Source organism: Actinacidiphila rubida (assembly GCF_900110255.1).
In the GTDB taxonomy this organism is placed as follows: Bacteria; Actinomycetota; Actinomycetes; order Streptomycetales; family Streptomycetaceae; genus Actinacidiphila; species Actinacidiphila rubida.
The window spans coordinates 355,091-375,538 of record NZ_FODD01000002.1 but is presented as its reverse complement, the minus strand read 5'-3'; the positions used below and the strand labels follow the sequence as shown (position 1 = coordinate 375,538).

Annotated in this window: 16 protein-coding genes and 1 pseudogene; 11 read left to right on the top strand and 6 right to left on the bottom strand. The window is 72.2% G+C overall.

Annotated elements, in window-relative coordinates:
• The coding region (locus BMW99_RS03145; protein WP_265737200.1) for a preprotein translocase subunit SecY at positions 1-414 on the top strand (414 nt) is incomplete at its 5' end.
• Positions 415-431: 17 nt separating this feature from the next.
• On the opposite strand, the pseudogene BMW99_RS03140 reads toward BMW99_RS03145, so the two are convergent.
• A pseudogene (locus BMW99_RS03140) lies at positions 432-1,118 on the bottom strand (hypothetical protein); the annotation flags it as partial.
• 211 nt (positions 1,119-1,329) lie between these two features.
• Here BMW99_RS03140 and BMW99_RS03135 point away from each other — a divergent pair.
• The gene (locus tag BMW99_RS03135; RefSeq protein WP_069461875.1) at positions 1,330-1,743 is read left to right on the top strand and encodes a hypothetical protein; all 414 of its coding nucleotides are present in this window, start codon (positions 1,330-1,332) and stop codon (positions 1,741-1,743) included.
• 95 nt (positions 1,744-1,838) lie between these two features.
• On the opposite strand, the gene BMW99_RS03130 is transcribed toward BMW99_RS03135, so the two are convergent.
• The 3 genes from BMW99_RS03130 to BMW99_RS03120 all read right to left on the bottom strand — a co-directional run bounded on the left by BMW99_RS03130 (position 1,839) and on the right by BMW99_RS03120 (position 3,461).
• Positions 1,839-2,105: a helix-turn-helix domain-containing protein gene (locus BMW99_RS03130; RefSeq protein WP_069461874.1), complete on the bottom strand. Its 267-nt coding sequence runs from the start codon at positions 2,103-2,105 to the stop codon at positions 1,839-1,841.
• Entirely contained in the window at positions 2,105-2,596 is a 492-nt protein-coding gene (locus tag BMW99_RS03125) for a DUF2975 domain-containing protein (RefSeq protein WP_069461873.1), read from the bottom strand. Before BMW99_RS03125 ends, BMW99_RS03130 begins: the two co-directional genes overlap by 1 nt.
• A 91-nt stretch (positions 2,597-2,687) precedes the next feature.
• The gene (locus BMW99_RS03120; protein ID WP_141725979.1) at positions 2,688-3,461 is read right to left on the bottom strand and encodes a hypothetical protein; all 774 of its coding nucleotides are present in this window, start codon (positions 3,459-3,461) and stop codon (positions 2,688-2,690) included.
• 250 nt (positions 3,462-3,711) lie between these two features.
• Between BMW99_RS03120 and BMW99_RS03115 the strand changes: the two genes are divergently transcribed.
• From BMW99_RS03115 to BMW99_RS41155, 4 genes are all read left to right on the top strand, one after another.
• Positions 3,712-4,437: a WXG100-like domain-containing protein gene (locus BMW99_RS03115; protein WP_069461871.1), complete on the top strand. Its 726-nt coding sequence runs from the start codon at positions 3,712-3,714 to the stop codon at positions 4,435-4,437.
• A 3-nt stretch (positions 4,438-4,440) separates the two neighbouring features.
• On the top strand, positions 4,441-8,427 hold the full coding sequence (locus tag BMW99_RS42620) for a DUF6531 domain-containing protein (protein WP_069461870.1): 3,987 nt from the start codon (positions 4,441-4,443) through the stop codon (positions 8,425-8,427).
• Positions 8,428-8,541: 114 nt separating this feature from the next.
• On the top strand, positions 8,542-9,081 hold the full coding sequence (locus BMW99_RS03105; RefSeq protein WP_069461869.1) for an SMI1/KNR4 family protein: 540 nt from the start codon (positions 8,542-8,544) through the stop codon (positions 9,079-9,081).
• Between the two features lie 241 nt (positions 9,082-9,322).
• On the top strand, positions 9,323-9,496 hold the full coding sequence (locus BMW99_RS41155; protein WP_176735373.1) for a hypothetical protein: 174 nt from the start codon (positions 9,323-9,325) through the stop codon (positions 9,494-9,496).
• 82 nt (positions 9,497-9,578) lie between these two features.
• On the opposite strand, the gene BMW99_RS03100 is transcribed toward BMW99_RS41155, so the two are convergent.
• A complete protein-coding gene (locus tag BMW99_RS03100) occupies positions 9,579-9,887 on the bottom strand; it encodes a hypothetical protein (RefSeq protein WP_069464458.1) in 309 nt (102 codons plus the stop codon).
• A 145-nt stretch (positions 9,888-10,032) separates the two neighbouring features.
• Between BMW99_RS03100 and BMW99_RS03095 the strand changes: the two genes are divergently transcribed.
• Complete coding sequence (locus BMW99_RS03095; RefSeq protein ID WP_069464457.1) at positions 10,033-10,500, top strand: hypothetical protein; 468 nt, start codon at positions 10,033-10,035, stop codon at positions 10,498-10,500.
• 197 nt (positions 10,501-10,697) lie between these two features.
• Positions 10,698-12,188: a tetratricopeptide repeat protein gene (locus BMW99_RS03090; RefSeq protein WP_075016171.1), complete on the top strand. Its 1,491-nt coding sequence runs from the start codon at positions 10,698-10,700 to the stop codon at positions 12,186-12,188.
• A 113-nt stretch (positions 12,189-12,301) separates the two neighbouring features.
• Here BMW99_RS03090 and BMW99_RS03085 read toward each other — a convergent pair whose 3' ends face one another.
• On the bottom strand, positions 12,302-16,318 hold the full coding sequence (locus BMW99_RS03085) for a CHAT domain-containing protein (protein WP_075016170.1): 4,017 nt from the start codon (positions 16,316-16,318) through the stop codon (positions 12,302-12,304).
• A gap of 232 nt (positions 16,319-16,550) precedes the next feature.
• Here BMW99_RS03085 and BMW99_RS03080 point away from each other — a divergent pair, with 232 nt between their 5' ends.
• From BMW99_RS03080 to BMW99_RS03070, 3 genes are all read left to right on the top strand, one after another.
• Positions 16,551-17,009: a hypothetical protein gene (locus tag BMW99_RS03080; protein ID WP_075016169.1), complete on the top strand. Its 459-nt coding sequence runs from the start codon at positions 16,551-16,553 to the stop codon at positions 17,007-17,009.
• The gene (locus BMW99_RS03075) at positions 17,006-18,022 is read left to right on the top strand and encodes a hypothetical protein (protein WP_075016168.1); all 1,017 of its coding nucleotides are present in this window, start codon (positions 17,006-17,008) and stop codon (positions 18,020-18,022) included. The genes BMW99_RS03080 and BMW99_RS03075 overlap by 4 nt, the downstream gene beginning before the upstream one ends.
• Before the next feature lie 329 nt (positions 18,023-18,351).
• Entirely contained in the window at positions 18,352-20,445 is a 2,094-nt protein-coding gene (locus BMW99_RS03070) for an MGH1-like glycoside hydrolase domain-containing protein (RefSeq protein ID WP_218159295.1), read from the top strand.
• The last annotated feature ends 3 nt before the right edge of the window (positions 20,446-20,448 follow it).

Here is a 20,448-nt window from a genome sequence, read left to right as displayed (position 1 = left end):
TGGGCGCAGTGGATCAGCCGCAACATGACCAAGGGCGACCACCCGATCTACATGGCGGCCTACTTCCTGCTCATCGTCTTCTTCGCCTTCTTCTATGTCGCGATCTCCTTCAATCCAGAGGAAGTTGCCGACAACATGAAGAAGTACGGCGGGTTCATCCCGGGTATCCGGGCAGGCCGACCGACCTCCGAATACCTGAGTTACGTACTGAACCGCATCACGTGGCCGGGTGCGCTGTATCTGGGTCTCATCGCGCTCCTTCCGACCCTCGCCATCGCGATCTTCAACGGGAGCAACGGCAATTTCCCGCTGGGCGGCACCAGCATCCTCATCATCGTCGGCGTGGGTCTGGAAACGGTGAAGCAGATCGAGAGCCAGCTCCAGCAGCACAACTACGAAGGCTTCCTTCGCTGATCCGTGCGGCGGGCCGGTCACCTCCGATACCGCTGCGCAACTGCCGCGAAGGCGGCCTTGGGTTCCCATTCCATGTCGGGGTAGGTCTGCCCCCGGCGTCCTTCGAGGAGTTTGACGATGCGCAGGCCGGCTCGGTCCAGGTCGTCCCGGGGGTCGCCGTCCGGGCGGTGGGGGTAGCCGGGCAGGGCGAACAGGAACACGAACGCGCTGTCCACGCCCTCGGTGTGGAAGATCTCCAGGAGTTCGCTCAGGTATGCGGCCTGGCCGGCCTCGTCACGCTCGTACACGCCGTTCAGCCGTACAGGGGCTTTGGTCTGCGGGTCGTGCTCGACCACTTCCAGAACGCGCCCGCCGCGGTCTCCCGGGCCGCGGTAGGCCGCGGTGCCGAACCCGGTGATGGCCAGCGGCTTTGGGCCTTGGGCCAGGGTGCGCACCGCGTCCCGGAACCGGTCGGCGACCTCGGCGGAGCGGATCAGCTCGAATGTCACGATGTCGAAGGGAGTCCAGTCGACCTGCTCGAACTGGATGGATGCGAAGGTGAGCTTGCCCCGGAAGCGCTCGCGGACCGTGGCCGCGGCATCGCGGAGGAACGCGTTGATGCGCACGCCGAGCTCGCGTATCGCTTCGGCCCTCTGCTCGGGTTGGCCCATCAGCTGCTCGACCCGCCCCTCGGGGCTCTCTCCGGGCAGGAACGCAGCCGTCATTCGGAAACGCCGGCTGGCGGCAGCCGGGAAGGGCAGCCCTTCTCGACCTGGCACAAGGACGAACCTAGGACGGCCGAAGGGCTCGCGCACCTACCTTCGCGTCGCAGAGATCGCCTCTGCACCACTCCGTGGGACGCCATCACCGGCACACCGGACGGTCCGCCGGTCGGTGGCGCTCGCCGTTCCCCCCATGAGGCCGAGGAGATCCAAGATGCAGAACGAAGCGCGGCGGATGAGCGCTGTGGCACGCAGACTCGGCCGGCGTCTCGCCGCCGGCACGGCGGTGGGTGCCCTGACCGTGGGCGCGCTGGCCATGTCGTCGGGATCGGCGTTCGCGGACTCGCAGTACTTCCTCACCGACACGGGGCACGGCGTCGGCGTGTACTCCCAGCCCAATTCGGCGTCGCCCAAGACGTTCGGCGACCTGTGGTCGGACGACCTCGACTCGATCTACCCGCACTGCTGGACGGTCGGCAACAACGTCGGCAACGGGGACGTGTGGTACCAGATCTCCAACCTGTACTCGATCTACTACGGCGAGGACCACCCCGGAATCCAGTACGTCTACGGGGGGTACGTGGACGGCAACGCCCTCTTCCACAGCAACACGCTGCCGCGCTGCTGACGGCGCACGGCGTGGCAGTGGCCTTCGGACCGTCCCCGGACGGCCCGAAGGCCGTACCGCGGGCTGCCCGTTCACGGGCCGGACCGCCTGCCGGTTCACGGGCCGACGGGCCCGGGTGCCGCCACCCCCGGCCGGGGCGCGCCGTCGGCCTCGGCGTCCGCGGCCTCCCAGCGGAGCAGGTCTCCGGGCTGGCACCTGAGCACTTCGCAGAGGGCGGCGAGCGTCGCGAAACGCACCGCCTTGGCGCGGCCGTTCTTCAGGACCGCCAGATTGGCGGGCGTGATCCCCACGCGGTCCGCGAGCTCGCCCACGGACATCTTCCGCCGGGCCAGCATCACGTCGATGTCGACGACGATCGGCATCAGATGACCTCGTCCAACTCGGCCCGCATCCTTGCCGCTTCGACGTCGCGCGCGACGGCCTGGGCGAGCAGCATGCGCAGCACGAGCACGATGAGCGCGACCCCGAGGATGGCCACGCCGATCCCGCCCATGATGAGGGTGACGCCCGGGTCGTCCCGCTGGCCCGGCGCGTTGACGGCCGTGACCGCGAACCACACGAGGGCGGCCGACACGATCGCCCCGATCATCCGGTCCACGTACCGGAAGGCGGCGTGGGAGAAGACGGTTCCGCGTCGCACCATCGTCACCAGCCGCCATACGCAGACCAGGGCGACCTGGGCCGACGCCATGCCCAGGATCGTGATCACCCGCAGCGGCGTCAGGGGGAGCGACCCGTCCTCCGGGTCGTTCCCGCCGACCAACGCCCACACCATCCCCGCCTGCACGAACACGGTGCCGGCCAGCACCACCACGAGCACGGCGCGCAACGCACGCACGGTCAGCTTTCCCATGACCACCCTCCGAACGAATGACGATGGAAATCTATCGAATCTCGATAGGTCCGGCAAGCGGGAGGGGGATCCGGGGCCGTGCCTCGCGGTCCTACTGGGAGTTGTAGGGCTTGATGCTCACCGCGGGGCCGCCGGAGTACCGGGCGACGGCGGCCGCCGCGGCGCCGGTGACCTTCACCAGGGTCGATCCCGAAGCCGGCACGTGGATCAGCCCTCCGACGGGCACGACGACGACGGCCTGCTGCGTCTGCCCCTCGGGGGGCTGGTCGTAGACCAGGTAGGCCAGGCGGACGGCCACCGCGAAATCGTCGGCGTTGGACAGCCGGAGCGCGGTGAACCGGCTGAACTTGTCGACCTTGCGGCCGCGGCCGTCCAGGGGCTGGACGGTGACGTCATGGACGCCGGCCCGGATGCGGGCCGGCTCGACGGCGACCACGCGCACCCGGACGTCGGCGACCTCGTGCGCGCCGGTCCCGGAGAAGCGCAGGATCTCCATGCCGTACCCGTACGGCACGACGAGGTTTCCCCGGTCCGAGCCGTACACCGTGCGGACCTTCACCTGGGACAGCACCTGGTGACGCTTGTCCAGCGGGGTGAAGGCCAGCACCGGGACCACGGACTGCTGGTCGTCGTTCCTGATGTCGACGGTCTGGTTGATCGTCTCCTTCTCCGGGCGTGACCCGTGGTAGGTGAACGACAGCTTTCCGACGTAGCGCGGGGGCGTCGTCGTGGCGGCCGGCGTCGCGGCGGACGACAGCGCGCGCACGTACTTCCCGTCCGGGTCGCCCGTGCCACCGGACGTACACCCGCTCAGGACCACGGCCGCCGCCACGCAAGCGGCGCCCACGGCCCCGCGTCTTCCCATCCCCACCCCTGGCCCTACCTTCCGCGCCTGAGCGCTGCAGTCGATCCGGCACACAGTAGGGGAGACCGTCGGTAGCCCGACCGCACGGGTCCCGGCCGCCGGGGAGGGTGGGTCGGCCGTGCGCCGGGCGAACGAACCGGCCGTCCCGCGAGGTGACGCAACCGATCGGCATCGCTACGCCGTCCTCTGTTCGGATAGAGTTTTCATCGTTCGATAGTGGCTGTCGGAGACGGGTTCGGGGGACAGACTCGTGTCGATCAACTTGCCGCACTGGCTTGCCGAGGTCGTCAACATCCTCGGGTTCAACTGGCCCGAGATCGACGAGGACCAGTTGCGTGACGCGGCCAAGGGGCTGCGCAGGTACGCCGATTCGTGCCAGAGCTCGCACGACGTGACCCACGGGGTGGTGACCGGCGGCCTGCAGGAGACCTACGCCGCCCAGTCGTACACCGCGCTGGCCGAGGTGTGGGGCTCGCAGACCCAGGGCCACATGAAGACCCTGATCGAAGGCTGTCACATCCTCGCCGACGCGCTGGACGTCGCAGCGGTCGGCGTGGAGGCGATGAAGGACGAGTGCATCGTCCAACTCGGCATCGCCGCCGCGGAACTGATAGGCGACCAGGCCGCCGCGGTGTTCACCCTCGGCCTGTCCGAGGCCGCCGCGGTCGCCGAGATCGAGCTGCAGAACAAGCTGATGGACGGCATCCTCAAACGCTTCGAGCAAGAGGTCATCGGCATCCTCATCGACAAGACCATCGGCCCGCTCAAGGAGCAGATCGAGCACGCCGTCGGCCAGTTGCTGCTGGAGGAGGTCGCCCACGTCACCGTGGGCGCCCCCGCTCCCGGGCTGAAGCTCGACACGATGCTGATGCGCACCCACGCGAACACCATCAAGGAACAGGCCGAGGCCAACCTCACCCACGGCCACGCCTTCTACTCCGAGGTCGGCGGTCTCACCTTCAAGACGGGCGGCTGACGCGTGAGCATCGCCAACAAGCTGGCCAAGCCGGTCGTCGAGATGATCGACCACATCGCGCAGAAGGTGCCCAAGGGCCTCGGCCACGGCCACCACCGCATCGCCGACCACGTGCACAACGCCGCCGACCACTTCGACAAGGTCGAGGACGACCTCGCGAACCAGGCCAAGAGCCACCACCACGGCAGCGGCGGCACCCACCACGACCCGCACGTCCCCGCCGGCACCGGGGCGGCCGCCGCCGCCAAGGCCGGCGCGGACAAGAGCGGCAAGGCCGCGTCGGACGCGGTCAAGGACGCCGAGAAGAGCGCCGGCGACCTCCGTTCCCACCACGGCCCCGGTGACGACATCCCCGGGCACCACCGGCACTGCCTGAGCGACCCCGTCGACACCGCATCGGGTGACATGCTCCTGCCCGTCACGGACGTGCATCTGCCGGGTGCGCTGCCGCTGCGGCTGGAACGGACCCACATGTCGTCGTACCGCAACGGCGTGTGGTTCGGGCCGACGTGGGCCTCCACCCTCGACCAGCGACTGCAACTCGACGCCGGGGGAGTCGTGTTCGCCGCCGCCGACGGCATGCGGCTGCACTTCCCGCCGCCGCGCCCCGGTGTGGCCGTGCTGCCGCGCTCCGGGCCGCAGCTGGGCCTGATGTGGAGCGGTGTCCCCAACGAGCCCATGCAGGTGAGGGACCCGTCGACCGGCCAGGTGCTGGAGTTCCACCACCCGCGGGCCACGGCCGGCCTGGAGGGCGTCGTCACCCTGCGGCTGACCGGCGTGGAGGACCGCAACGGCCGCAGGATCGAGATCGCCTGGAGCGAGGACGACGCCCCCGCGCTGATCACCCACCACGGCGGCTACCGGGTGGCCGTCGACCGGCACCCCGACCTGCCGCGCATCACCGGCTTCCGGCTGCTCGACACCGACGGCCCCGGCACCGAGACGGTGCTCGCCCGGTACCGCTACGACAAGCGCGGCGACCTCGTCGAGGTCGTCAACTCCTCAGGCCTGCCCGCGGTCTTCCGGTACGACGACCACCACCGCATCACCGGCTGGACCGACCGGACCGGCACCCGGTACGGCTACACCTACGACACCGCGGGCCGGGTGGTGCGGACCGAGGGCAGCGACGGCATCCTGTCCAACACCTTCGCCTACGACGACGCCACGCGCACCACCACCTTCACCGACGCGCTGGGCAACACCTCCCACTTCGTGTTCAACGAGGCCCAGCGGCTGGTGCGCGGCACCGACCCGACCGGTGCGGTCACGGTGCAGGAGTGGGACGCCCAGGGCCGGTTGCGCACGTCGGCGACGGATCCGCTCGGCCGCACCAGCCGCTACACCTACGACGCGGCCGACAACATCACCTCCGTCACCTATCCCGACGGTTCCGCCGGCGTCTTCACCTACGACCGGATGGGCCGGCCGGTGGAGATGACCGATCCCGTCGGGCGCGTCTGGCGTACCGAGTACGACGAGCCCGGCAACGTCCTCGCCACGACCGACCCGACGGGCGCCAGGACGGAGTACACGTACGACGGCGGCGGCGACCTGGTCGCGGTCACCGATCCGTCGGGCGCCCGGCAGGAGTTGGTGCACAACGCCGCGGGCCTGCCGGTCGCGGTCACCGACGCGCTCGGCCGCACGACCACGGCGCGGCGCGACGCCTTCGGCCGCATCGTGGAGAGCACCGACGCCCTCGGCGGCACGGTCCGGTTCGGCCTCACGACCGAGGGCCAGGTGCTGTGGCTGGAGCGCTCAGACGGACGGCGCGAGGAATGGACCTACGACGCCGAGGGCAACGCGCTCTCCCACACGGATGCCACCGGCCGGACCACGTCCCAGACCGCCGGCCATTTCGGCATGACCTCCGGCAGCACCGAGACCGACGGCGCCGCGTACGCCTTCACCCATGACGCCGAGCAGCGGCTCACCGCGGTCACCAATCCGCAGGGGCAGAGCTGGACCTACCGCTACGACGGGGCGGGCCGGCTGGTCGGCGAGACCGACTTCACGGGCCGCAGCCTCGGTTACGCGTACGACGCGGCAGGTCAGCTCAGCGAGCGCAGCAACGGTGCCGGCGAGCGCGTGACGTTCACCCGCGACGTCCTCGGCCGCCTGGTGTCCTTCACCGACGCCGGCGGCACCACCGCGTTCGGCTACGACGAGGCCGGCAACCTGGTGCGGTCCGCCAACGCCGATGCCGAGATCGGCTACGAGCACGACCTGATGGGACGCGTGCTCACCGAGACCGTCAACGGGCGCCGCACGACGTGGTCGTACGACGTGCTCGGCCGGCCCGTGTCACGGACCACCCCGTCCGGGATCGTCTCGACCTGGACCTACGACGACGCCGGCCTGCCGCGGACGATGAGCCTCGGCGGCCACGGCACCGAGTTCGGCTACGACGAACTGGGCCGCGAGATCAGGCGCACCGCGGGCCCGGGCCTGACCCTGACGCAGGAATGGGACGGGACCGGTCGCCTCACCGGCCAGACCCTGCTGGGCCCCGCCGGCGCCGGCGCCCCGCTGCAGGAGCGCACCTACCACTACCGGGCCGACGACCTCCTCACCGAACTCCATGAACTCACCACCGGCACCCGCACGTTCGACCTCGACGCGGCCGGTCGGGTGACCGCGGTACGGGCCCGCGGCTGGACCGAGAACTACGCCTACGACGCGCTGGGCAACCTCACCCGGGCCGGTACGCCCCTCGGCCAGCCCGAGGATGCCGCACGGGAGATCGCCGACGGCAGGCTGCAGCGGGCCGGGCGCACCCGCTACGAGTACGACGCGCAGGGCCGCGTCGTGCGCAGCGTCCTGCGGCTGCTCAACGGGCAGCGCCGGATCCAGACCTACGACTGGAACGCGCACGACCAGCTGACCGCCACCGTCACCCCGGACGGCACCCGCTGGACGTACCTCTACGACCCCGCAGGCCGCCGGATCGCCAAACGGCGCCACGCCGCGGACGGCAGCGTGAGCGACGAGGTCGGCTTCGTCTGGGCCGGCACGCAGCTCGCCGAGCAGGCCGCGTCCGGAGGCCGCACGACCACCTGGGAGTACCTGCCCGGCACCTACCGGCCGCTCGCCCAGCTCGACCAGGACGACCCCGCGGGCACCGGCGCCCGCTTTCACGCCATCGTCACCGACATGACCGGCCGCCCCACCGAACTGATCGACCCGGCCAGCGAGTTGGTGTGGCAGCAGCGCACCACCCTGTGGGGCGTGCCGGTCACCGACCCGGCCGCGGACGCCGTGGACTGCCCGCTGCGTTTCCCCGGACAGTACGCCGACGCCGAGACCGGCTGGTACTTCAACTACTTCCGCCACTACGACCCGCAGAGCGCGCGCTACGCCACCCCCGACCCGCTCGGTCTCGATCCCTCGCCCAACCCCCAGACGTATGTCGGGAACCCCTTCGCGTGGATCGACCCGCTGGGGCTGGAGACCAAGTACCGGGTCCTGCCCGGCTGGAAGGACGGCGAGCCGACCGACGTCACGTGGGGCGGCAACGTGCAGTACTCCCCGGTGGACGAACATGGCCGCCCCGGCCCGATGACCGCGGAGATCCACCAGCACATGCTCGGGCAGAAGACCGGCCCGAAGATCAGCGAGGACAGCCTGCCGGGCTGGGACGGCAACTACGTCATGAACCGCGGCCACCTTCTCGCCGCGTCCCTGGGCGGGTCGAACACCATCCCGGAGAACTTCGTCGCGATGCACCGGGTGACCAACTCGCCGATCATGTCCTACTACGAGGACCAGATCGCGAAGGCCGTGGGCAAGAACGGACACGTCGTGACGTACACCGTCACCCCCGTCTACCGCAACGAGCACGACCTGCGGCCCGTCGGCCTGACCATCCATGCCACCAGCCCGCAGGGATTCGCCTTCAGCCCGCACAGCTCGGATCCCAAGCAGCGTCGCGCGTGGCGCAAGAACCCCAACGTCAACACCATCACGATCCTGAACACCTGTTACTGACGCGGCGCGTCCGGCCCGGCCCCGACCCGCGTGGCGGGCCGCGGGCCCGCGATCCGGACGCTGTGCCATGCTGGGCGCCGCCCCCGACACTCACCGAGGCAAGGACGACCCCCGATGACCACCCCGCTCGCACAGCTGCTCCGGCTGGTCCCCCCGCCGGCCGACGCGCCGCTGGCGACCGACTGGGCCGACGTCGAGCGACGCCTCGGGCATCCGCTGCCGGCCGACTACAAGGAGTTGGCCGACACTTACGGGCACGGCCGGATCGACCGGCACATCTCGCTGATGGTCCCCGAGGACACCCGCGCGGGACAGGGGCTGATCACCCGCAACGACGGCTACACCGAGGAACTCGAGGACCGCTGGGACATGCACGAGGAGTGGCCCGAGGAGGTCACCCGGGAAGCCGGGACCACGCTCGTGGTGTGGGCCGACACCAAGGACGCGGGTGACCTCACGTGGCTGGTGCGCCCGGGGACGTCGCCGGAGGACTGGCCGGTCATGGTCTTCATCGACGACCTCACCGAATGGGAGACCTACCCGCTCACCGCGACGGCCTTCCTCGCTGCTCTGCTGTCCGGGGAGATCGACTCCACGATCCTGTCCTCCGAACTCACCCCGCCCGAGCACACGTTCCAGCCCTACCCGCGCTGACACGGCGCTCGCCCCCTGGTCCCGGCCGTCCCGGCCCGGGGTCGGAGGCCGGTCGCCGGTCAGGACGCCGCGCTGTCGGGTCAGGCTGTCCGCCCGTCGGACGAGGCCTCCGAGCGCCGGGGAGCCCGTCCACGAGTGAACGGCACCCCGGCTTCGCCGTTTCGTCCGGCGGCACGCGGCAAGGCGAGAGGCCACAGATCGTCGAGCCCGGCCCGACCGGGCGGCCGAGGAGGACCACGCCATGCCCACACGAGAATCCCTTCCTGACGCGGCGTCGCACGGGGACAGCACCCCGATACCGAGCCTGGAGGACGAGAGCCGGCCGTCCGCCGCACGCGTCCGGGGCGTGCGGTTCCTCGCGCTCGTGGTCCTCGCGGCACTCCTGGTGCTCGTCGTGGCCATCGTCAGGGGGTGACGGCCGCGGGCCGATGAGCCGTGCGGTGGTGCGCGGGCGACCGGGCCCGCGCACCACCGCACGGCTCACTTCCCTCCGCGGCTCAGGCCTCGCCCTCCATGCCCGTGACGGCCGGCGGCCCGAGCGGCGCCTCGTCCTCGGGGATGCCCGCCTCCCGCAGCGCGTGGGACACCAGACTCGTGGCCCTGAGCTTGGCCTCGTACCGGTCAGGCGCTTCGACCTCGAGACGGACCGAGAACGTGTCGTCCTCGAGGACGGTGAGCAGGTCGAGCCCCTCGCTCTCGCTCAGGTCCGTGTGCCGCGGCGCCAACTCGCGCCGCAGCGCGCCGCGCGACGAGCCGGAGATGCCGTTGGTGAACGTACCGGGAATCGCGATGACGAACGTGGCCACGTCTACCTCCTGGGGTTGATCACCTTCGATCCACCCTTCCCCGTATGCCCGCTGCCACCGCGCCGACTCACCGTCGGACGCCGGCCGATCCCCACAACGCGAGGGGGTGGGCGCGCGGGAGGGGAGTGGTCCCTAGGATCAGCGTATGGACTGGGGGCCACTGACCGGCACGGCGCTGGGCGCCGTCATCGGGATCGCGACCACCCTGGCCGCGGACCACCTGCGGGCCGCCCGCGGGCGCACGGACGCCGATCGGGCCAACAGGCAGAAGCTGTACGGGGATTACCTGGCGGCCCTCGCCCGCACGAGGAACACCCTGCGCATCGCCGCGAGGATGGCCGTGCCGCCGGGGGAGCGGGCGCAGAGCGCTGTCGAGTCCTTCCGCGAGGGGAACGCCTACGAACTGCGGTACCAGGTCGCGGTGGTGGCGCCCAAGGACGTCGTCGAAGCGTCGACCGCGGCCTTCAGGGCGCTGCGGGATCTGAGGAACGAGGTGGAGGCCGGCGCGGTCGCCACGGATCAAAGCTACGTCGAGACACGGGAGCGGTGGGACGTCCTGCTCGCCGAACTGCGCATCGCCATGAGGCGCGACCTCGGTCGCGATGCCTTCTAGCCCGGACGGCTCGGACCCGCCGCCCGGCGAGGTCGGCGAAAACCTCGGCGGAAGCCCCGGCGAGAACCCCGGCGGAGACGCCGGCGCCACCGTTCCCGATCACCGCGTTCCCCTTCTCCGTCCCGCAGAGGCGGAGGACAATCCGTGGGAGGACTGGGGCAGTTGGTCTTCAGGTGGCGCTGGGAGACGGGGGAGAGATGGAGACCGAGCAGCAGTACCGTGAGGCCGCCCGGGCCGGTGACCCGGAAGCGATGGTCGGGCTGGGCATCCTGCTCAGGGACGGCGGCGACGTGGCCGAGGCCGAGGTGTGGTTCCGCAAGGCCGCCGCGGCGGGGCATGCCCCGGGGATCGGCCACGTCGGGTGGCTGCTCTTCCAGCGGGGAGAGCGGGACCAGGCGGAGCTCTGCTACCGGAACGCCGCGGCGGCCGGCGATCCCGAGTGGATGGACCGGCTGGGCGACATGCTGCGCGAACGCGGGAAACCCGCCGAGGCCGAGGAGTGGCACCGGCGTGCCGCCGACGCCGGCTACGCCCCCGCGTTCGGGTCCGTGGGCGCTGTGCTGGAGGCACGCGGCGACCTCGCCGGCGCCCAGCGGTGGTACCGGGAAGGGACGGACCGCGGCGACGCCGTGGCGGTGCTCAGGGGCGGAGCCCTGCTCGAGGAGCAGGAAGACGTCGACAGCGCGGAGGCGTGGTACCGCGAGGCGGCCGAAGCGGGCGTGAGTCCGTTGGTACAGGCCCACGCCATGAACGAGATCGCGCGGCTCGCGGCCACGCGCGGCGAGGAGGCCGACGGGGAGCGGTGGTTGCGCAGGGCCGCCGGCGTCATCACCGGGGCGCCCTACGATCCGGGCTTTCCCGAACTGCTGTCCACCGTCCTGATCCGTCTGGGTCTCCTGCTGGAGGGCCGCGGGGAGGCCGCCGAGGCGGAACGCTTCTACCGGGTGGCCGCCGAGGCCACCGAGACGGTCAACTCCATGTTCAGCCTGGGCTCGTTGCTCGAACGTCGGGGCGACGCGGCCGGAGCGGAGCAGTGGTACCGCAAGGCCTCCGACGCGGGGCACGTCCGGTCGATGCTCATGCTCGGCATGCTGCTCAACGAGAACGGGCGCCTGGCGGAGGCGGAGCAGTGGTACCGGCGGGCCGTCGAGGAGCCGCCCGCGATGGAGCTGCTGGGCCGGCTGCTGGAGGGACGTGGAGAGTTCGCCGAAGCCGAGGTCTGGTATCGGAGGGCGGCGGCCGCCGGGCTCGCCGGCGCGATGACGAGGATCTCCCATCTCCTGGAGAAGCGCGGGGAGGCTGCCGAGGCGACGCGCTGGCTGCAGCGCGCGGCCGGGGCCGGTGACGTCCTGGCCATGGTCGCGCTGGGTATCCGGCTGTCCAAGCAGGGCGAACAGGCCGAGGCCGCGCGGTGGTTCGAGGAGGCGGCCGAGGCCGGGGACGCCACGGCGATGTACCTCGCGGGGATGACGGCCTCGCGGCGCGACGACGAGGCACAGGCGAAACAGTGGTGGCGCCGGGGAGCGGAGGCCGGCAACGGGCAGTCGATGGAAGTCCTGGGCCTCGGTCTCGCCATGGACGGGGAGGTGGCCGAGGGCGAGCGGTGGTGCCGGAAGGCCGTCGAGGCCGGCGTCCCCGACGCGCTGGAACATCTCGCCGCGGTGCTGCGCACGCTGAGCGGAGGCTGAGCGGCACCGCCCGCGTCGGCACCGCCCGTGTCGGCACCGCCCGCGTCGGGCCCGTCCGGCGTCGTGCCCGTCCGGTGGCGGGCCCGTTCAGCGTCGGCGCGGGACCCGGCGGATCAGCAGCCCGTGTGGGTGTACGCGGCCCACAGGCTGGGCGCGTGGGGATAGCGGTCGCGCAGGCGGGTGGTCGCGTGGTGCAGAGCGTGGGCGCTGGTGTGGGTTCGCGCCGGGGCGCTGCCACCGCTGGTGAGACGGCCGTAGAAGTCGGTGGCGAGCCGGGCGGCGGTCCGGTCGTCGACGGGCCACAGCGTGCCGACGACCCGCTGGTATCCGGCCAGGTGGAAGGCGCCGGTGATGTGGAGGGACTCGTCGACGAGACGGGGAGCAGCGACGCTCGTGTCGCAGGCGGACAGGTAGGCCAGGTCGGCGGTCAGGTCGAGAGCCGTGACGTCGGCGAGGGTCAGCGGGGTCGTGGCGTGGTCGCGCAGCACCAGTCGGCTCTGTGACGGGTCGTTCCAGTCGGCGTACCCGTGACAGGAGAAGTGGGCGATCCGGTGACCGGGCAGCGCGCTCAGGACGGTCGCGCGCGTCGCGGCGGACAGCAGGTTCGCGTCCGGGACGAGGTCGGTGAGGGCTTGCGCCTCGGCCAGGACCCCGGGCAGGAAGGCGGTGCCGGGGATGTCCGCGGCGGGGACGATCAGGGTTCCGCGGTCCGCCGGGGCGGCGCGGCGGCCGCGGGCGTGACCGAGGGCGCGCACGGTGGTCGCGTACGAGGAGACGACGCGGTCGAACACGGTGCGCGGTCCGCCGGGCCGGGTCGCCGCGTCCGCGTGGTGTCCGGCGGCGTGCAGGGGGAACGCGGACAGCACCCCGACGGGGCACCACCACAGCCGCGGCCAGGGCGCACCGGGGCGGGGAGCGGCGGTCCGGCCGAGCCGCGTCAGCACGGGTTCGGCGACGGTGTCCCACAGCCAGGCCAGGACGGAGAGGATCTCCTGCTGGGCCGCGGCACGCGCGTGCGGGGCGAGCCGGTGGTCGGACGTGGCGTGCACCGCGGCCTGCAGGCGGTCCGCCTGCGCGACGGCGTTCCGGTGGGTCAGGCCGTTCAGGGGCACGGCCTGGACGGGCGTGCCGGGGGCACCGGTGAGGATGAGGGCGTCGCAGCGGTTCGGGCTGGTGGTGACGAAGACGACGGGACCGTCGGGCGTGTCCTGGGCGAGCCGGTCGATGGCGGGCGGCCGGAAGAAGTCCGTGAACTCCGGCAGTCCGCGGATTCGCGCCAGCAGATCCTGCCAGGCCGCGTGCGCCGCGCGCCGGTCGTCGGCCAGAGTCCGGTCCGCCGCGACGCGCGCCTCGGTCGTGGCGCTCTCCTGCGCCAGGAACGAGCGGGGGCGGTCCAGACCGTCCAGGCGGGTGCGCAGCCGGTCGAGTTCGTCGGCGAGGTGGGGCGCGTGCTCGCGCAGCCGGACCGTGTCGCGGCCGCGGATACCGAGGGTCTCGGCGGCGAGGATGCCGCGGGTGCGCTCCAGCAGTTCCACCGCGCGGGCCGGCCGTCCCGCGCCCAGCGCGGCTGCCGCCGCCTCCCCGGCCAGTCCCCACAGGCGGCTGAGGCGGTACTCGCGGTCCGCACGGGCCAGACTGCCCGGAGCGAGGGTGTCCACCAGGTCGATGGCGTCCTCCACCGCCTTCAGGGCGGCCTGCGCGGCGCCGGGGCCCGACACCAGGATCGCGAAGGAGCGGTACGCGCGGATCCGGGACACCGTCTCGCCGGTCACGGTGTCCGCCGCCTCGCGGAAGCAGGCGCAGGCCTGGGCCGCGAGGTCCGCCCGGTGCGTCCCTCCGCTCTGCTCGGACAGCAGCCGCAGGGCGTTGCCGAGGTGGTTGAGGTACATGGCGCGGGCCGGCGTGTTGCCGGCGGTGCCGTCCACCGCCTCGCGGCCCGTCCGCACCGCGTCCTCCAGCACGCTCACCTGGTGGGTGCGCACGCCCGTTTCCTGCAGGGCGAGGCCGAGGTTGTTGAGGTACATCACGCGGTCGGGATGATCGCCGGGCGTGGCCGCCACGGCCTGGCGGCCGACCTCCACCGACTCCTCCAGAGCCGCCATCTCGTCCGTGAGCTCGAACAGCCTCTGCAGGGCGTTCCTGAGGCTGTTCAGGATGGCGGGGAGGTGGGGGTGGCCGTCGGGTACGGTCGCCACCGCCTGACGGCTCACCCGCACCGCCTCCTCGAGGGCGGCCTGCTCGCGGTCGCGCTCGAACAGCGCCCGCAGGGCGTTCGCGAGATTGCTCAGGGACGCCGCCCGCGTGGGGTGGTCCCCGGGGGTGGCGGCGACCACGTGACGGCCGATCCGCACCGCCTCCCGCAGTGCGGCGGTCTCGCCGAAGCGTTCGAACTCCTCCTGCAGGGCGAGCCCGAGATTGCCCAGGTAGACCACGTGGTTGGGGTGGTCGTCCGGGGTGTCCGCCACCGCCCGACGGCTCACCCGCAGCGCCTCCTCAAGAGCCTCGACCTCTCCGGTGCTCTCGGACAGGGCGAGGAGGGCGAGCCCGAGGTTGCTCAGATACATCGCGTGATGCGGATCGTCGTCGCGGGCGACCTCGACCGCCCGACGGCAGGTCCGCACCGCTTCCCGCAGCGCATCCGTGTCGTTCCGGCGCCCGAACACCGCCTGCAGGGCCGCCCCGAGGTTGTTCAGGTACATGGCCAGGTCGGAGCGGCCGTCGGGCGTGGCCGCCACGGCTCGACGGCCCACCTCCACGGCCTCGTCCAGCATGCCCGCGCCGCCACCGCGCTCGGACAGCAGGCGCAGGGAGACCCCGAGAGGGTTCAGGTGCTCGGCGCTGTCGGGGGTGTCGCCGGGTGTGAGGGCCAGCGCCTCGCGTCCTGCCCGCACCGCTTCCGCGAGCACCCCCACGTCGCCGTTGCGCTCGAACAGGGCCCGGAGATCGATCCCGAGATTGGTCAGACGGGCGGCACGACCAGGGTGGTCGTCTGGCGTCAAGAGCATTGCCTGGCGGCCCACTTGAACGGCCTCCTCCCTCAGCCGCAGGTCATCGTCCGCTCGATCGCAGAGCAGGTGCAGGGCGCTCCCGAGGCCGCTCAGCCAGTCCGCCCGGTCGGGGTCGTCGTCGGCGGTGAGGGTCACGGCCTGGCGGCCGGTGTCGACGGCCTCCTCCAGCAGAGCCACGTCACCCACGTGCGTGAACAGAACGCGCAGGTCGAGGGCGAGGCTGCCCAGCCGTCCCCCGCGTTCGGGGCGGTCGTCGGGGGTGAGGGCCACGGCCCGGCGGCCCGCGTCGACGGCCTCCTCCAGCAGGGCGACGTCACCCCCGCGCGTGAACATCAGGCCCAGGGACGTGGCGAGGCTGCTCAGGCACATCGCCGGGTACGCGCCGCCGTGCAGGGGGGCACTCACCGCTCGGCGGCCCACCTCGACCGCCTCCTCCAGCAGGGCCATGCCGCCCCCGCGGGCGAACCGCAACCGCAGGGTGGTCCCGAGGCTGTTCAGATACAGGGCGCGGTCGGCGTCCTCGGCGGGCCTGGAGGCCACCGCCTCACGGCCCGCCTCGACGGCCTCCTCCAGCAGCTCCTCGCCGCCGCCGCGCTCGACCTGCTCCCGCAGCGAGGACCCGAGGCTGTTCAGGATCGCGGCGCGGGCGGGATGATCCTCGGGAAGCATGGAGAGCAAGGTGCGCATCGCGGCGATGGCCTCTTCCAGCAACTCGCCCTGCTGCGTGCGCGCGTGGGCGCGCATCAGATCGAGGACGCGGCCGTGCAGGGCGGCCGCGGCGCTGTCGTCCTCCTCGGGCTCCGGGCTGTCGGCAGCCATCCGGGCGAGCAGGCCGCGCAGTTGCTCCGGAGTGGACTGGGGGTAGGTCCGGTGGACGAGGGCCAGCAGGGGGACAGCGGCGGCCAGATCGTCCCGGTCGATGCCCTGGGGAAGGACGAGGTGCCGCACCCAGTGGTACCAGCCCAGGGCATGGGCCGCGGCCACGTCGTGCGCGGCGTCGGCGGCGCCCTCGAGGGCGTGCGCGGCGTCCATGGCCGCCGCGCCGAGCAGGTGCGCGGGATCGCCGGCCGCGCGGTCGAGGTGCTGCTGGAGGGCGGCGAGCGCCGCCTCGCGGTCCGGCATGACGGCCGTCCTCCCCGTGGGAACGGCTCCCCTGGGAAGCCGAGTCGGCGCACCCGCCCGGATGGTGGAGGTGCGACGTGCAACGAGCGATCCGCGTGTGGTGGATGCTACCCACCGCACCGGCTGATGCGGCCTACGCTTCTGCTGGTTCGGGGAAGCGGCTCCCAGCCTGCCGACACGGGGCAGGCTCCGGGGCTCGCGTCCCGGGTCAGAAGCGAGCGGAGGGGCAGGCATGGACGAATCGGTCGGTGAGCGGGTGGGGATGTTCTGCGAACAGCTCAGCCTCTGGCCCGAATTGGCCACGACGATCCGCGACGGGGGATCGGGGGCGGCGCTCGCGGAGTTGCTGACGCTGCTCGCCGGCCGGGCCGCGCCCTCCGACGGTCCGCGGATGTCCGTGCTCATGGACGCGATCGAGGAGGCGTGCGCCGCGCAGGGAGTGCCGCCCGGACGGACCCGCCGCTTCCCCCTCCTTCCCCTGGGAATGGGCGGCGCCGGCCACCCACCCCCGCCACCGGAACTCGGACGAAACGGTGAGGCCGCCGAACCCGCCGAACTCGTCGGGTGGACCTGCCCGTTGGACCGGTGCAGCCGGGTGGTCCTTCCGGAGGAGTCCGCCTCCCACCCGACCTGCGCGGCCGCCCACGGTGAGGACCGGCGCATGAGGCCCTACGTTCCCCGCCCGCGATGACGGGCGCCTTCCTGGCCGGGATCGGCACCCGGCTTGCCGACCGGTGGGTCAACGCCGTGCTCCTTCCCGGCCTGTTGTGGCTCGCGGTGCTCGTCGCGGGTCTGCACCTCGGCCAGGCTCACGCCTTCGCCGTGGGCCGACTGGGCGGGTGGCTCGACCGACTCGCCGCCCGCCCGGCCGCGCACGCTCCCGGTACCGTCGCGCTCGCCGCCTGTGCGATCGCGCTGGCCGCCGCGGGCGTCGGACTGGCCGCAGGCGCCTGCGGCGGCCTGGTCGAGCGCCTGTGGGCGCTGCCCGGCGACCGGCGTCCCGCCGCCTGGCTGCTCGCGTGGCGGCGACGGCGATGGGACCTCGCGGAGCGGCAGTTGAAGGCCGCGATCCTGGCGGCCGCCCGGGGTGCCGGCGGCCGGGACGACGCGGTCCTTGACGCCCGTGTGCGCGCGTGCCGGCGCCGCCGCGCCAGGCTCGGCCCCGCACGCCCCGAGCGGCCCCTCCGCACCGGCGACCGGTTCGCCCGCACCACCGTCCGCATCGCCCGGGTCAACGGCCTCAACGATCTCGCTCTCGCGTGGCCCCGCCTGTGGACCGTGCTCCGCGACCAGTTGCGCACCGACGTCTCCACCGCCCGCGACACCTACGCGGCCACCGCCCGCCTCGCCGGCTGGGGCCTGCTCCACCTCGCTCTGGCCGCCGTCTGGTGGCCCGCCGCACTGGTCGGCGCCACCGTCCTGGTCACCTCCGCACTGCGCGCCCAGGCCGCCGCGGACGTCCTGGCCGACCTGATCGAGACCGCCTGCGACCTGCACCTCGACGACCTCGCCACGGGTCTCGGCCTCCCCGCCGCGCTGGAGGGTGCCGCGGTCGGCCACGCCGTCACGGCACGCCTGCGCGGTGCCCCCGCAGCACCCCGGTCGGTCCCGCCGCCGGCCGGTCCGCAGACGCCCGCGCCTCGGGCGGGCGGCGCGCCCGGCGAACGGGCGCCGGGTGACGTCGCGGGACCGGACACGCGGTGAGAATGCGCTCGTCATTCCTTCGTTCAAAGGCGTTGATGGCGGGCTGTGCGTTGCGACGTGTGACCAGCGCCGCTCCCTCGGCCCTGCCAAAATCGATGGATTCCCGACAAAAGGCCTCCGCACAAAGGGATGTGGCGGTGCGTATGCCGCAATCACCCGTTCTCCGCAGGTGCGTTGAAGGTGGTCTCGACTTCTTGCAGGACCATTGACGGGGCGACTTTTTCCTTACTACGGTCGAACTCCGTTGGCTCCGGATGTCCTTCCGGATCGAAGTGTGCAACCTCCCCCTGTTCCGGCGCTGCCGCACGCGGTGCTGAGGAAGGCGTGTCATGAGGTTCAGACCGACGGTCGACCGACGCAGGCGTATCACCGGAGTGCTGGCGGCCACCGCCGTGGCGGTCAGCACCATGCTGTACGGAGCGGGCGCCGTGGGCGCCACCGGCACCGAGGCCGGTGCCCCGGCGGCCTCCGCGCCGTCGCTGGAGTTCGCGCATGCCGACAGCCAGGCGCTGTACGGCACGGCCTACCAGGCCGCGCTGCGGAACCTGCTGCAGACCAACACCATCAGCTGGGACCCGGCCGTCTACGACAAGAGCGGTCTGATGGACACCGGCGTGGGCATCGTGCGCGCGGGGGGCGGCTATCCGCAGCCGTGGACCCGCGACGCCTCCGTGAACAGCTGGAACGCGACGAGCCTGCTGGACCCGGCGCTCGCCGCGAACACCCTGTGGTCCGCCGTCGACAAGGACGCCGACGGCAAGCTGCAGATCCAGCAGGACGACCAGCAGTGGGACCAGGTCATCTGGGTCACCGCGGCCTGGAACCAGTACCTCGTCACCGGCGACAGGGCGTTCCTGCGGAACGCGTACCAGACGGCCGCCGACACGCTGACGATCCGCGAGCACGCCTCCACCGCCGGCTACAACGCCACCTACGGCCTCTTCACCGGCGCGTCGTTCTTCAACGACGGAATCGCCGGCTACCCCGCGCCGCCCGCCGACGCCACCGAGTCGGTCAGCACCGGCTCCATGCCCTGGCCCGGCGTCGCGACCGGCATGTTCCTGAGCACCAACGAGGTCTACTACGCCGCGTACACCAACCTGGCGAACATGGCGGCCCGCCTCGGGCAGCCGGCCGCCCAGGTCGCCGCCTTCAAGACCAGGGCGGCGGCGCTCAAGAAGGCCATCAACCGGCACTTCTGGAACCGGAAGACCGGCCTGTACAACTACATGCTGCTCGCCGACGGCACCACGGGCGCGTACCAGGAAGGCACCGGGCTCGCCTTCGCGCTGCTCTTCGGCGTCGCCGACCCGGCCCAGGCCCGGTCGATCGTCGCCCACGCCACCGAGATGACCTGGGGCATGCCCGACACCTACCCCAACTGGGAGCGCTACTCCGACGCTCAGCCCGGCCGCCACAACGCGATCGTGTGGCCGGTGGTCCAGGGGCTGTGGGCCAAGGCGCTGGCCCAGCAGGGCGCGCAGACGGCCTTCGCCTCCGAGACCGCGCGGCTGGCGGCGCTCGCGGACGACAACAGCGGCTTCTGGGAGATCTACAACGGCCACACCGGCGTCGTCGACGGCGGATACCAACGCCTCGGCGACGACGTGAAGTTCCACTGGGGATCGCAGCCCGACCAGACCTGGTCGGCCACCGCCTTCCTCAACATGATCGACTCCGGCCTGTTCGGCATGACCTTCGGCGACGACGGCCTGACGCTGCGGCCCACCCTGCCCGCGGGCTGGGGCGACGTCACCCTGCGCGGACTGCACTACCGCGACGCCGACCTGACGATCGCCTTGCACGGCGCCGGCACCACCGTCCAGTCGTTCACCATCGACGGCAAGCGCGTCCACGGAGCCGCCACGCTCCCGGCGACGCTCACCGGCGACCACACCGTCGAGATCACCCTCACGGGTGCGGCGGTCGGCGACCGGGACGCGGACGGTGTGACCGACACGCGCGACCGCTGCCCGGACACCGCCGGCACGCCCGCGCTCCTCGGCTGCCCCGACCCCGGGCACATCGAGTCCGAGGACGCCCTGAACACCGGCGGCGCCAAGACCAACGTGAACCACACCGGCTACAGCGGCCGCGCGTTCATCGACGGGCTGTGGGCGCAGGGCGCCTCGTCCTCGTACACCGTGCACCGCACCACGTCCGCGGCGGGAACCGGTTCGCTGACCCTTCGGTACGGCAACGCCAACAGCGACGCGCGCACGATGACGCTGTCGGTCGACGGCCGCGAGGTCCGGCAGGTGTCCTTCCCGAAAGTCTCGGACAGCTGGGACAGTTGGGGCACGGTCACCTTCGACGACATCCCGGTCTCCGGCCCGGACCCGGTGATCACCGTCTCCTACCAGGCCGGTGACAACGGCTCGATCAACCTCGACTGGGCCGAGTTCCACTCCACTTCGGGGTGAACC